The organism is Nostoc cf. commune SO-36 (genome assembly GCF_023734775.1).
Taxonomy (GTDB): Bacteria; Cyanobacteriota; Cyanobacteriia; order Cyanobacteriales; family Nostocaceae; genus Nostoc; species Nostoc commune_A.
In genome coordinates this window covers 3,336,263-3,350,561 of sequence record NZ_AP025732.1, presented here as the reverse complement: position 1 = coordinate 3,350,561, position 14,299 = coordinate 3,336,263, and the positions used below count along the sequence as shown (strand labels likewise).

Annotated in this window: 8 protein-coding genes and 6 pseudogenes; 10 read left to right on the top strand and 4 right to left on the bottom strand. The window is 42.2% G+C overall.

Annotated elements, in window-relative coordinates:
• Positions 1-26: 26 nt before the first annotated feature.
• The 5 genes and pseudogenes from ANSO36C_RS34890 to ANSO36C_RS15055 form a co-directional block, all read left to right on the top strand.
• Positions 27-319: pseudogene (locus ANSO36C_RS34890) on the top strand (sensor histidine kinase); the annotation flags it as partial.
• A gap of 238 nt (positions 320-557) precedes the next feature.
• Positions 558-3,116: pseudogene (locus ANSO36C_RS15070) on the top strand (GAF domain-containing protein).
• 20 nt (positions 3,117-3,136) lie between these two features.
• Positions 3,137-3,562, top strand: a complete 426-nt coding sequence (locus ANSO36C_RS15065; RefSeq protein WP_410174713.1) for a response regulator — start codon at positions 3,137-3,139, stop codon at positions 3,560-3,562.
• 5 nt (positions 3,563-3,567) lie between these two features.
• Positions 3,568-5,868, top strand: coding sequence for a hybrid sensor histidine kinase/response regulator (locus ANSO36C_RS15060; protein WP_251960338.1), 2,301 nt, complete (start codon positions 3,568-3,570; stop codon positions 5,866-5,868).
• Between the two features lie 204 nt (positions 5,869-6,072).
• Positions 6,073-6,984 carry a hypothetical protein gene (locus tag ANSO36C_RS15055; protein ID WP_251960337.1) on the top strand — a complete coding sequence of 304 codons (912 nt, stop codon included), beginning with the start codon at positions 6,073-6,075 and terminating at the stop codon, positions 6,982-6,984.
• A gap of 216 nt (positions 6,985-7,200) precedes the next feature.
• Here the strand turns inward: ANSO36C_RS15055 and ychF are convergent, their stop codons facing one another.
• The 3 genes from ychF to yidD form a co-directional block, all read right to left on the bottom strand.
• Entirely contained in the window at positions 7,201-8,292 is a 1,092-nt protein-coding gene (gene ychF, locus ANSO36C_RS15050) for a redox-regulated ATPase YchF (protein WP_251960179.1), read from the bottom strand.
• Positions 8,293-8,337: 45 nt separating this feature from the next.
• Positions 8,338-8,538, bottom strand: a complete 201-nt coding sequence (locus ANSO36C_RS15045) for a hypothetical protein (RefSeq protein WP_251960178.1) — start codon at positions 8,536-8,538, stop codon at positions 8,338-8,340.
• A 179-nt stretch (positions 8,539-8,717) separates the two neighbouring features.
• Positions 8,718-8,954 carry a membrane protein insertion efficiency factor YidD gene (gene yidD / locus ANSO36C_RS15040; protein WP_251960177.1) on the bottom strand — a complete coding sequence of 79 codons (237 nt, stop codon included), beginning with the start codon at positions 8,952-8,954 and terminating at the stop codon, positions 8,718-8,720.
• A gap of 61 nt (positions 8,955-9,015) precedes the next feature.
• On the opposite strand from yidD, the gene ANSO36C_RS15035 reads away from it, so the two are divergent.
• Entirely contained in the window at positions 9,016-9,720 is a 705-nt protein-coding gene (locus ANSO36C_RS15035) for a diacylglycerol/polyprenol kinase family protein (protein ID WP_251960176.1), read from the top strand.
• Between the two features lie 33 nt (positions 9,721-9,753).
• Here the strand turns inward: ANSO36C_RS15035 and ANSO36C_RS15030 are convergent.
• Positions 9,754-10,661 (bottom strand): annotated as a pseudogene (locus tag ANSO36C_RS15030) (alpha/beta fold hydrolase).
• 468 nt (positions 10,662-11,129) lie between these two features.
• Between ANSO36C_RS15030 and ANSO36C_RS15025 the strand changes: the two are divergent.
• The 4 genes and pseudogenes from ANSO36C_RS15025 to ANSO36C_RS15010 all read left to right on the top strand — a co-directional run bounded on the left by ANSO36C_RS15025 (position 11,130) and on the right by ANSO36C_RS15010 (position 14,285).
• Positions 11,130-11,685: pseudogene (locus ANSO36C_RS15025) on the top strand (thioredoxin family protein).
• 71 nt (positions 11,686-11,756) lie between these two features.
• Complete coding sequence (gene pyrH / locus ANSO36C_RS15020; protein ID WP_251960174.1) at positions 11,757-12,485, top strand: UMP kinase; 729 nt, start codon at positions 11,757-11,759, stop codon at positions 12,483-12,485.
• A pseudogene (gene frr, locus ANSO36C_RS15015) lies at positions 12,472-13,022 on the top strand (ribosome recycling factor). Before pyrH ends, frr begins: the two are co-directional and overlap by 14 nt.
• Positions 13,023-13,159: 137 nt before the next feature.
• Positions 13,160-14,285, top strand: a pseudogene (locus ANSO36C_RS15010) (geranylgeranyl reductase family protein).
• Positions 14,286-14,299: the final 14 nt, after the last annotated feature.

Genomic DNA, 14,299 nt, shown 5'->3' with positions numbered 1-14,299 from the left:
GACTTAAAAAAATAGACTAAAAAAACATATTTCAGACTACTCGCCGCCGTCTGGCAATTTGGTACACTGCCCTATTACTACTACTGTTTGCCAGTGGCGTTAATTTATACGTCCCAGTACACTGATTGAGCGAATGATACCTTAACCATGTAGGGGAAATAGTAAAGCGATGTCTCACAACTAGCCTCTATGCATCTATGTTGATGCAGATAAATTTCACATTAATGTAGAAGCCAGTTTTCCTGAGAATACCGACAAAGTAGATGATGATCACATCTATCTAGAATGGTTTAGTCCGACTGCTAAATCTTTTATGTCTAATAAATAAACCTAATCATGCATAGTAAATAATATCAGTCCTAAACTTGTCTACACTAGGATTAGTGCGATGTCTAGGACGAGCTACGCCTATGCAATAACCTTGTGGCGTATTTAACAGACTTTCCTGAACAGCCAAAGGTAAAGAAACCACTAAAATTATTAAAAAAGATTAAGCTCTTTTTGAGATAGCCACGCTGCTGAATGGATATCACACTTAAATTTATTAAAAAAAGTTAATGAAAGCTAGACATATTGATACAGAAGTGGCGAGGTTAGAAGCGCTCCGCCAGTATCAAATTCTTGACACAGAACCCGAAGAAGCATACAACAATCTTGCTCAATTAGCAGCCTTTATTTGTGGTACTTCCATATCCTTGGTAAATTTCATTGATGAAAACCGTCAATGGTTTAAGGCAAAAGTAGGTTTAGATGTATCAGAAATGCCCCGGTGTGTTGGGTTATCTTATCTTTGCCAAGAGCAGCGTGGTGTTGTGGTGGTTCCTGATACCCTAGCTGATGAACAGTTGGCAAATAATCCAGCTGTGACTGGCTATCCATATATACGGTTTTATGCGGGTGTTCCCTTAATTACTCCGAAGGGAGATATACTGGGAACTTTATGTGTAATTGACCAATTTCCCAAAGAATTGAGCTAAAAACAAGTGGGGGCGCTTGTGGCTCTGAGTCGTTTGGTAATCGACCAACTAGAACTCAGACTTCGTGTAACTGAGGTAGCTCAAATTACCGAGGAATTAGTGGCCCATGAGCAAGCAGCCCACGCTCAATCTAAAGCGGCCAGAACCCGCATTGCTAATTTGCTTGAAAGCATTAGTGATGGTTTTTTTGCTTTAGATAAAAAGTGGCGATTTACTTATGTTAATGGTCAAGCAGAAAGGCTGTTGCAAACAACCCAAAATCAGCTTTTGGGTAAAAACATCTGGGAGGTGTTTCCAGAAATTATCGGCACAACATTCTATCGTGAGTATCAGAGGGCAATATTAGAGCAGGTAAGTGTCGAATTTGAGGAGTTTTATCCACTACTAAATTGCTGGCTTCAAGTCCACGCTTATCCAGCAAAAGACGGCTTGTCTGTTTATTTTCAAGACATTACTGAACGACGGAAGACATCAGTTGCACTACGAGAAAGTGAAGAACGTTGGCAACTAGCATTACATGGTAATAATGATGGTATTTGGGATTGGAACTTCAAGACTAATGAAGTGTTCTTCTCAACTCGATGGAAGGAAATGCTCGGCTATAAAGACCACGAGGTTTCCAACCGTTGGGATGAATGGACAAAACGAATCCATGCCGATGAGCGAGAGGGGGTACTTCAAGCCTTTCAAGACCACTTTGCCAAGAAAACACCATTTTACGTCTGTGAATATCGAGTCCAGTGCCAAGACGGCAGCTATAAATGGATTCTAGATCGAGGACAGGCACTTTGGGACGCATTGGGTGATATAGTGCGGATGGTGGGTTCTTATACTGATATCACAGATCGCAAGCGGGCAGATAAAGAATTAAAACAGCAAAATCTGCGATCGCAATTATTTGCAGAAATCACCCTGAAAATTCGAGAATCTTTACAAATAGATGAAATTCTTAAAACCACGGTGACAGAGGTACAAAAATTACTAGAAGCTGACCGAGTTTTAATTTTTCAACTAGAGGTTGATGGTTCAGGGACAGTAGTGCAAGAGTCGGTGCTACCTGGTTGGCCCGTAATTCTGGGAAAAAATCTTTTTGACCCCTGCTTTAAAGAAGAATACATAGAAAGATATCAGCAGGGCAGAGTGAGCGTGATGGAAGACATTGAAACTGCTCACATTCATCCATGCCATCGAGAATTTCTTCAGCAGTTTGCTATCAGAGCTAACCTCGTAGTGCCAATTATTGTCAGGAACCAGATTTGGGGCTTGTTAGTGGCTAATCAGTGTGCTGCGCCTCGACGGTGGAATCACTCTGAGACTGAGTTGTTACAGCAATTAGCTAACCAAATTGGGATTGCTTTATCTCAAGCGCAACTATTAGAAAAAGAAACCAAGCAAAGTCAGGAACTTATTCGTTCTAATGCTGAATTAGAACAGTTTGCCTATGTGGCCTCCCATGACTTGCAAGAACCGTTACGGATGGTAACTAGTTATTTACAGCTATTAGAGCGGAGATACAAAAATCAACTGGATGCCAATGCAGATCAATTTATCACCTACGCAGTAGATGGGGCACGGCGGATGCAGACCCTAATCAACGATTTGTTGAACTATTCCCGCGTCACCAGCCGGGGACAGTCTTTTGTGCTTGTTGATTGTAATGCTGTTTTAGCGCAGGTGCTTGCTAATCTGCAAATTGCGATCGCAGATAGTAAAGCAGTTGTCACCTATGATACTCTACCTCAAGTGATGGCTGATGCTACCCAATTGACACAAGTATTTCAGAACTTGATCGCCAACGCAATCAAATTTTGCCATCATCAACAGCCACTAATTCACATTGGGGTAAGCAAGGGAGATGTAGATATAAATAGAAAAAATTTAAATTTTCTCCCGTCGGAGGATGAATGGCTGTTCTCAGTACGTGATAATGGGATTGGTTTGGAATCCCAATATACTGAACGTATTTTTATAATTTTTCAGCGTTTGCACGGTAGAGAAAAGTATCCAGGTACTGGAATTGGTCTGGCAATTTGTAAGAAAATTATCGAACGCCACGGCGGCCATATCTGGGTTGAATCAAAACTAGGTCAAGGGTCAACTTTCTACTTCACAATTCCAGAGAGAGCAGTTAAGCAATAGTGAGCACCATAACAGCGATTATGCCTATTGAGGTTTTGTTAGTAGAGGATAATCCTGGTGATGCCCAACTTACACGCATCGCCCTGGAAGATAGCAAAATCTCGATTCACTTGAACGTAGTCGAAGATGGTGTAGAGGCAATGGCTTTCTTGCGAAAACAGGGAAAATATGCTAAAGTACTTCATCCAGATATTGTACTGCTCGATTTTAACCTTCCTAGAAAAGACGGGCGAGAGGTATTAGCAGAAATTAAAGGAGATGAAAACCTCAAACGAATTCCTGTAGTGGTTTTAACGACTTCCCAAGCTGAAGAAGACATCCTCAAAGCCTATAACCTTTCTGCCAACTGTTATATAACTAAGCCAGTAGATTTCGATCAATTCGTTAAAATTGTCCAATCAATAGAAAATTTTTGGTTTGCAATTGTAAAACTGCCACCGGAGTAGTGGAAATGGCAGGTGAAAATATAAAAGTCTTATTAGTAGAAGACAACCCTGGTGATGTCTTGCTGTTACAGGAGTTATTCAAGGAAGTTACCACAGTTGTAGTTGATCTGATGCCTGTTGAGCGGCTTTCTGAAGCACTAAACTACCTAAAAAATGAAATTTTTGATGTGATTTTGTTAGACCTTTCGCTGCCAGATAGCCAGGGATTACAAACTTTTATCATTGCTCATAATCAGGTAAAAGCAACTCCAATCATTGTGTTGACGGGTATGAATGATGAAACTTTGGCAACTAGGGCAATGCAACAAGGAGCGCAAGATTATTTAGTAAAGGGGCAAGTAACTGGCGACTTGCTGGTGCGATCTATGCGTTATGCCATCGAACGCCAACAGGCAGACAACGCACTGCGGCAGAGTGAGGAGCGATTTCGGGTTGCTCTGAAAAACTCTCCAATTTTTGTCTACAACCAGGATAGAGATTTGCGATACAGCTGGGTTTACAATCCCCCATCTGGATTAACAGTTGAGAAAATATTAGGTAAACAAGACTTAGATATCATCCCAATAGAAGATGCTCAACGTCTGATGACAATTAAACGTGGGGTGTTGACGACAGGTATAGGAACGCGAGAGGAAGTATCAATTACCATCAAAGATACAACCCGATATTACGATTTAACTGTCGAGCCATTGCGGAATGAAACCCAAGAAATTGTTGGGGTGACATGCGCTAGTATAGATATTAGCGAACGACAGGCTGCATTACGCGAACAGCAAGCCGCGCTACGCGATCGCAAGCTAGCTGAAGAAAAAATCCGCGAACAAGCAGCGTTACTAGACGTCACCACAGATGCTATTTGTCTACGAGATTTAAACAATCAAATTATCTTCTGGAACAAAGGCGCAGAAACACTTTACGGCTGGCAAGCTACAGAAGCTAGGGGCAAAAATGCTAGTGAGCTTTTGTATGACGAACCTTCACCAGAAATTGAAGCGGCTCTGTTGCAAGCTATTAGTAAAGGTAAGTGGCAGGGCGAGTTAACTAAACTTACTAAAAAGGGGAAAGAAATCCTCGTTGCTAGTCGCTGGAGTTTGGTGTGCGATGAACAGGGGAAACCTAAATCAATTCTCTCCGTTGACACAGATATTACTGATAAAAAACACCTAGAAGCCCAATTATTTCGCGCTCAACGTTTGGAAAGTATTGGTACTTTAGCTAGTGGCATTGCTCACGACCTCAACAACATTTTGACACCGATTTTAGCAGGAGCGCAACTGCTACCGCTCAAATTTCCCGATGCAGATGAGCGAACTCGCCATCTACTAGAAATTCTGGAAATCAACGCTAGACGCGGCGCTGATTTAGTTAGACAAGTGCTGTCCTTTGCGCGGGGCGTGGAAGGTAAGCGCATCACTTTGCAGCTCAGACATATAATTGTGGAAGTTGCCAAGATTCTGAAAGAGACATTTCCCAGATCCATAGAAATCAGCACTGATGTACCGCAAGATTTGTGGATGGTTTGTGGAGATAGTACCCAACTGCATCAAGTACTAATGAACCTCTGCGTTAACGCCCGCGATGCTATGCCTAATGGCGGTACTTTGAGTATCTATGCCGAAAATCTGTTGATTGACGAAAATTATGTCCGCATCAACCTGGAAGCCAAAGAGGGGCCTTACATAGTGATTACTGTCTCCGATACTGGCGTTGGCATTCCGAAAGAAATGCTAGATAGAATTTTCGAGCCATTCTTTACTACAAAAGATGTAGGACAAGGTACAGGCTTAGGACTTTCCACAGTACTAGGGATAATTAAAAGTCATAGAGGTTTTGTAAACGTGTATAGTGAACCGGGAAATGGCACTAGCTTTAAGGTTTACTTACCAGCCGTGGAGGGAATGGAAACACTCAGCCCTGAAGATTTGCCACCACAGACAGGACATGGAGAATTGATTTTGCTTGTGGATGATGAAGTTGCCATTCAAGAAATTACGAAAACATCGCTCGAAGATCACAATTACAAAATATTAGTTGCCAGTGATGGCATTGAAGCGATCGCATTATACGCTCAAAATAGAGACAAAATTAGTGCTGTACTAATGGATATTATGCTGCCCTCGCTAGATGGTTTAACTGCCATTCGTACCCTGCGAAAAATCAATCCCCAAGTCAGAATTATTGCTAGTAGTGGACTGATGTCTGACAATAAGCTCAGTGCAGTAGCTGCTATTGGTGTAAATACGTTTTTGTCGAAGCCCTATACTGTCAACGAATTATTGCTTTCTTTACAGAAAGTCCTATCGTAAGTCAACCAATTACGTAAATATGCTGTCAAGTGCGAGTACGAAAGGCTGCTTCATTAACGTGGGTGCAAATTGCCTGGATTTGATATGATTGAGCATCGCATCGGTTAAGGCACTTCTTTTACTGATACTGGAAACTAGGTATTGGGAAGAGTTTTCCTAACCCAATGCCCAATTATCAATGCCCAATGCTCAATTCCTTATACTATGCCTCGGTTTCTTAGGTTAATCATCAATATAGTAGTCTTAAGTACATTGTTACTTGTATCACAGCAAGTTTGGGCGCAAGATTGGCGTCCGGTTCGCGGTGGTATTCCTTTTGGTATCAGTGGTATGGCTTTGATAGAGCAACAAAGCAATACGCTAGATTTTCTGATTGCCCATGACAACAAACAAAAAAATCAAGGTCGTTTAGCAATCATCAGCATTAAGGGTAAAAACCAACCTGAATATTTCCCACTAAACTGGCCAAATAACATAGAATTGCCCATCGATTTAGAAGCTTTAACATCTGTCCCAGAAAAAACAAAATCCTCTTTTATAGCCTTAAGTAGTTCTGGAAAAGCTTATTACATCCGTTTAGAGCCTGCCAATAAGACTATTTCTATTATCAAAGAATTCAACTTACCAGGAATTATTCAAGGAAATAATTTTGAAGCATTTGGATTGCAAAATATAGATGGTAAATTAGTTGCGATTTGGGGACATCGCGGTGAAGGAGAACAACCAGCAACTATTTTTTGGGGAATGTTTGACTTAGCTAAATATGAAATTACTCTCACAGGTTCTGCCAATCTGAAAGTACCATTTCCATCTAGGAATGTTCGTCATATTTCAGATATTAAGGTAGACCCCGTAGGAATTGTATACATCACCTCAGCAAGTGATGCTGGAGATGATGGCCCATTTCAGTCAGCTGTGTATGTCGCTGGTTACTTGGGATTGCGTGGCAACAAAATTGTATGGCGGCAAAATTCTCAACTTGTTCCTCTTTACCGCTCTGATTACCACAAAATTGAAGGTATGGAACTTGTTCCCGGTGCAAAAGGCGGTGTAGTGGTTGGTACAGACGACGAAAATTTGGGTTCTTATCTATATATTGTGGGTGGAAGTAGCTAAACGGTATTGTCGAATATTTCGGGAGCGTATGATACGCGATGCCTACGGCGCTCTACGCCTACATATTTCTACTTTAAGCTTGGAACGATTAGAAGCATTAGCCCTAACATAAGATGCACATATTGAAATTATTGTTAAGTTATTTAGTGCGATGCCTACGCAACTTGGTGTAAGTTGACCATTATCTTATCGATAACGGTCACTCATTAATTACCCCTACACATTAAATCGGAACAACATTACATCCCCTTCCTGCACAACATACTCTTTACCTTCACTGCGAACCAACCCTTTTTCCTTCGCAGCATTCATCGAACCAGTTGTTACCAAATCTTTATAAGCAACAGTTTCGGCGCGAATAAATCCCCGCTCAAAATCACTGTGGATTACACCAGCAGCTTGAGGTGCAGACATTCCCGCATTAATTGTCCAAGCGCGAGTTTCTTTGGGGCCACAGGTGAAATATGTCCGCAAACCTAAAAGCGTGTAAGTTGCCCGAATCAACGATTTCAAACCACCTTCTTCCACACCTAAAGACGCGAGAAAATCAGCTTTATCTTCCTCTGGTAATTCCACTAATTCAGCTTCAACTTGAGCCGAAACTATCACAACTTGGGCATTTTCTGTGGCTGCAATTTGTCGCACTGTTTCCACAAAATGATTACCAGTTGCCAACTCATCCTCAGATACATTGGCGGCGTAGATAATCGGTTTATAAGTGAGCAGTTCTAATCCTTTAATAATTTCTGCTTCTTCTTCATTCAAACTTACCTGACGCACCGATTTACCTTCATTCAAAGCCGCAGCTAATTTTTCTAAAACTGTGATTTCAAACTGTGCATCTTTGCTGGTACGAGCTTGTTTGCGAGTGCGGTCAATTCGCCGCTCAATTTGTGCTAAATCTGATAAACCCAACTCTATATTAATGATTTCAATATCTCGCGCAGGGTCAACAGAACCAGCAACGTGGATAATATCGTCATTCTCAAAACAACGTACCACATGGATGATCGCATCAACTTCCCGGATGTGGGATAGGAATTGATTCCCTAATCCCTCACCCTGACTTGCACCTTTAACTAAACCGGCAATATCGACAAATTCAACCCGTGCCGGGATAGTTTGTACCGAACTAGCAATCTTAGCAAGAACATTTAACCGTTCATCCGGTACTGCGACAACGCCGACATTCGGTTCAATCGTGCAAAAAGGGAAGTTAGCTGCTTCTGCCTTGGCATTAGCAACTACAGCATTAAATAAAGTAGATTTTCCGACGTTGGGAAGTCCGACAATTCCGGCTCTTAGCATTTTGGATTTTAGATTTGAGATTTTGGATTACATTACCAAGTTAATCTAAACAGGTTCCGGTATGGTTTGGGGAATTGGTGCTGGAACTGTTTGAGGAATGGGAGCAGGTACTGGTTCTGGTACAGGCCCCGGTACAGGTTCAGGACTAGGTAACGGATTCGGCTCAGGATTGGGGCTAGGTAGCGGACTCGGTCCAGGAGTAGGAATTTGTGGTTCAGGTATAGAAATCGCAGTAGGATTAATCATCGTAAATCTAAATTAAATTATTCAACCTCCCCACGCTAGATGACAACCTCATCTGTTGACATCTCCCCAAATAGCTATACCCACGAACACATCCTTTAATAATTTCCCCCTCTTCTCATCCTCTGCGTCCCTCCGCGCTTCCCTCCGCGCTCCTTTGCGTTTAAACTCCAATCCTCAAACTACTCCTCCTTAACCTTTTCCACCACCTCTGGCACTGGATCGTAACCACCTGGATGAAACGGATGACAGCGCAAAATCCGCCGAGTTGCCATCCACCCACCACGCAACACTCCAAATCGTTCAATAGCTTCAATAGCATACATCGAACAAGTTGGTTGAAAGCGACAAGTCGGCAGAAACAACGGCGAGATAAACATTCGGTAGCCCCGAATCAGCCAAATAAATAATAATTTCATTGCAGCTACCCAAATCTTATAAATTAGTAACAGGGGTAAAACTTTTCATTTTGTCGCATCTTTGCTAATTACATTTTCTGACTTCACCTCAATTCCGGTTTTCTGGCTGCAAATTGCGATAGCTGCAATTTGGGTGTTACTCATCCTCTTGATTGCAGGGGTGGTAAACCGCTTTACCGAAAAGCCAGAAATCGTGCGGAAGATAGTTCATATTGGCACTGGTAATGTGATTTTAATCGCTTGGTGGCTCGATATTCCCGCCAGTGTAGGGATTACAGCTTCTATTCTAGCGAGTGCAATCACCTTATTATCCTACCGATTACCAATTCTTCCTGGTATTAATAGCGTTGGACGCCAAAGTTTAGGGACGTTTTTTTACTCTGTCAGTTTCGGTATTTTAGTTGCCTGGTTCTGGTACTTGCAACAACCCCAGTACGCAGCACTCGGAATTTTAGTAATGACTTGGGGAGATGGATTAGCAGCCTTAATTGGGCAACGTTTTGGTAAACATAAGTATAAAGTTTTTGGGACAGAAAAAAGTTGGGAAGGCTCCCTAGCTATGATGCTCGTTAGCTATCTTGTCAGTAGTTTGATTTTAATTGGAACTCAAGGAAGCAATTGGCAAACTTGGGCAGTATCACTGTTAGTAGCAGTTATAGCTACTGCTTTAGAAGCTGTTTCATTTTTGGGTATTGACAATTTGACAGTTCCTTTGGGCAGTGCAGCACTTGCCTTCTTTTTAAGTCAGTTAGTTTTGAGTTACTAATCTTTCCATTATGTGAAAATTGAGCCAAATCTATTACCGCGATCGCTCCAAAATCCAATCGAGTAAAATCGGATTGACTAACTCCGGCGCTTCATCCTGCGGACAATGCCCCACCCCTTCTAAAGGAATAAACTTTTCTACTTGGGGAAAGTTAGCTAATTCTCTCCCTAATTTAATTGGTTCCCACGGATCAGCTGTTCCCCACAAGATAATCGCCGGACACTGTAACAGTGGTAAAATGTCTTCTGGTAATGGCCCTGTAGAATAAGAAGTAAAAGCCAGAAACACAGCCCCAGCCCCCGGATCGCTTGCTGGTGACATGAGAAATATCTACCAACTCATCTGTCACCATCTCAGGATTTGAGTATGCTTGCAGCAAAATCTTCCGCACTGTTTTCGGTTTGGCGAGTTGATTGAAAAAAGAAATCACCAACTGGTTTGATAGATAACAAGCGTTGTAGTACCAGGCGCTCCGTAACGACGAGATAAAGGTAAAGTTACCCCGTTTGCGATCGTGCAACAGCCGGGTAAAGAACAGTTGAGCAAAGCAACTCCCAAGGCAATATCTGGATTACTTACTGCTGCTTGCATAGCTACAATACAGCCAATAGAATTACCGACTAAAAAAGCTGGCTCACCGACAACTTCACGGCAAAAATCTGCTACTTGTTTGTCCCCAAGTTTCCAGTGTGTAGGCAATTTCTTCTCGCAGGTTGAGGTTTTGCAGAAGCGCCAAAACCAATCAAATCGATTGCATAAACACGGCAACTTTGTGCTAATACGGGAATATTCTTCCGCCAGTGCCACCAAGAAGCACCAAATCCATGTACCAGGACAACAGCTGGCCCAGTGGTTCCTTGGGTTTGATAGCAGATCGGAAAATCTTGCCAAATCCAGGTTTTTGTAGAGTTAAGTGCTGTTTTTGAACTTGAGGTTGTCATGGTAAATTTGATTAAAACAAGACTAGAAGACTTTTAGTAGCAAGGCACAAGTAAAATTGTTTTTAATTGGAATAAAATTTATCAGATTTTTAAAGTAAAGCTTTTGCTATGGTGATAGCCTATACATACACCACGGAAGCTTCTCGGCTGATAACACTAGCATCAAGCTGATAGTTTTATCCACTGTAGAGAGTTTTAATTTGGTTGATAGAGCTAATTCATTCACAACTGAGATTATGTCAGTATTATGAATCATAAGTTTTGTAATGTGAGTAATATTTTGGCTATTTTTTAGATGTAAGCGAATTAGCATCAGTGCGAGATTCAGTAGTTTCACAATTTACGATCGCAAATTTGGTCTATAAGATTGGCGAATATGAGGCATCGGCTAAGGGGTGGTTTGCAACTGGAAACTGACGCTGAATTTAATAATATTTTTCTTGTTCGTAGTTCTGCGGGTCAGAAATCATGAATCTACTAGAAACAATTGATACTCCCGTTGGGAGCTATGCACCAGATTTTGAACTGCCAGGAATTGATGGTCAAGTACACCATCTCAGGCGTTATCTTGAGAAGTTCCGAGCAGTGGGCGTTATTTCTCTATGTAACCACTGTCCTTATGTAGAGTGGTATTTAGGCAGGCTAAAAAACATTCAAGCCGAATTTGCTCCAAAAGGTTTTACACTAATTGGACTCAATGGTAGTAATGTTGATCGCGAAACTAAGTCAAGCTTTGAAAATATGAAAGCTTTTGCCCTGCGTCACCAGCTGAATTTCCCCTACCTGTGGGACTCAACCCAAGATGTGACCGGTAGTTTCGGGGCAACCAAAACACCAACAGCTTTTTTAATAGATAGCAATGGTATAGTCCGTTACAAAGGTAAAATTGATAATCATCCCCAAGACGCATCATCAATAGGAGAGGATTATTTGAGAACTGCGATCGCTTCTCTGTTTCTTGGTAAAGAAATAGAGATACCACAAACAGAAGCGATAGGTACTAACATTGATTTGGCGTAACTAGACATAGATAGTCCCTGTAACTGCTATCTTAAATTGGAGGCAATTGCAACTTTTTTGATAAAGCAGAACTTCATGGGAACGAATTACCGACGGGTTTTACTCAAACTGAGCGGTGAAGCCTTAATGGGCAACATGGGCTATGGCATTGATCCCGAAGTGGTCAAAGGAATAGCAGAAGAATTAGCAGAGGTGATAGCCACTGGCACTCAAATCGCCATAGTTGTTGGCGGCGGCAATATTTTTCGTGGCGTCAAAGCAGCGTCGGCAGGGATGGACAGGGCAACCGCTGACTATATCGGGATGATTGCCACGGTAATGAATGCCATGACGCTGCAAGATTCGTTAGAACGCATAGGAGTTCAGACGCGGGTGCAAACCGCGATCGCTATGCAAGAATTAGCAGAACCATATATTCGTCGTCGTGCCATCCGTCATCTTGAAAAAGGGCGGGTGGTAATTTTTGGTGCTGGTTCTGGAAATCCCTTCTTTACTACAGATACGACTGCGGCATTAAGAGCAGCAGAAATTGATGCTGAGGTGATTTTTAAAGCCACCAAAGTAGATGGAGTATATGATGCCGATCCTCATATTTATCCAGAGGCCAAGCGTTACAATAGCCTTACCTACGCGCACGTTTTAGCCAAAGATTTGCGGGTGATGGATAGTACTGCGATCGCCTTGTGTAAAGAAAATAATATCCCAATTCTGGTATTTGACCTAACGGTGCGAGGTAACATCCACCGAGCAGTCTTGGGAGAATCCATCGGCACCCTTGTGGGAGGTTCTTGTGAAATTAGCTGAAGCTGAAAGTACGATGCAAAAAACCGTTGAGGCAACTCAACGAGCTTTTAACTCAATTCGCACTGGTCGCGCCAATGCGAGTCTATTAGATAAGGTATTGGTGGATTACTACGGTTCGCCTACTTCGTTGAAATCACTGGCAAATATTAGCACGCCGGATGCTACGACGATCTTAATTCAACCCTACGAGCGCAACACCCTAAACATCATTGAGAAGGCTATTTCCCTCTCAGATGTGGGTTTAACACCCAGTAACGACGGTTCTGTAATCCGGTTGAATATTCCGCCCTTAACGAGCGAACGCCGTAAAGAATTCGTCAAAATGGCATCTAAATATGCTGAAGAGGGTCGTGTTGCTATTCGTAACATTCGCCGCGATGCCATAGACGCCATTCGCAAAACAAGGAGAAAGCCTCTGAAATCTCCAAAGATGAATCAAAAGACCAACAAGACAACTTGCAAAAACTAACAAACGAGTACACTGCCAAAATAGACTCACTGTTGGCGGAAAAAGAAAAAGACATTACGACTGTTTAAAGTCTCAAGTCTGAAGCATAAAGGCTGAAGGATGATGGAAAAATTCTTCAGCCTTTATTATTTCTTTGGTTTTTAACAAAAATTGATCGACTATCTCAATAGAAAATAAACTAATTAAGGAGCAAAAATTCAACCTTATGTACGACTGCATCATCGTCGGCGCTGGGCCATCTGGTGGAACAGCTGCATATCATTTAGCCAAACAAGGTCGCTCAGTATTAATTTTAGAAAAAGAATCCCTGCCAAGATATAAACCTTGTGGCGGTGGTGTATCTCCAGCGATCGCTCAATGGTTTGACTTTGATTTTAGCCCAGTGATTTCTGTAAAAGCCGACTCCCTTCGCTTTACCTGGAATTTAGGCGACCCTGTAGAAGCAAAAATCGCCACAATTGAACCAGTCTGGATGGTGCGACGAGATATTTTTGACCATTTTATAGTGCAGCAAGGGCAAAAGCAAGGGGCTGAACTACGAGATAATACGGAAGTAACGGGTATTGAGTTTCAAAGCGACTATTGGCAAGTTAACACAACTAATGGCTCAGTTAAAGGTCGCTACTTAATCGCGGCTGATGGTGTCAAAGGGCCAATGGCAAAATGGCTAGGCTTCAAGAGACCGTAAACATCGTTTAGCAGGAGCTTTGGAAGCAGAAGTTGCCGCAGAGGTCCAAGGATAAATCTACAATTCACTTCGAGTTTGGCTTGGTGAAAAAACGGCTACATTTGGAACTTCCCAAAAGGCAGATGGTTATTCCATTGGTGTTGGTACATTTGTCGGCGGCAAACGCCAGGATTTTAAGAAAATTTTAGATGAGTACGCGCGGATCGTGTAATGTAGATATCAAAACTGGTAAGCAATATGGTTATCCCCTTTGTTGTGGGATGGCAACCAAAAGTTGCATACTCAAAATGCAGTTTTAGCTGGGGAAGCTGCTTGTGTAGTTGATCCAATGACAGCAGAAGGCATTCGTCCGTCAATTTTTAGCGGTTTGATGGCAGCAGGAGCCATTAATGAGGCACTTTCTGGTGATACCAACGCTTTAGAAAAATATAGCGAAGCCATTACTGAAGAATGGGGTACTGAAATGGCTTGGGCGCAAAAATTAGGTGGAGCATTTTATCGCTTTCCAGGCATTGGCTACAAAATTGGTGTTAAACGCCCCTCTGGTGCGAAAATAATGGGTAAGATCCTGTGTGGAGAACTGCGCTATGGCGATGTTGCCGGCCGTGCCCTCAAGCGTTTAATTCCTGGTTTTGGAGCTTGAGCAACTTGTTAAAG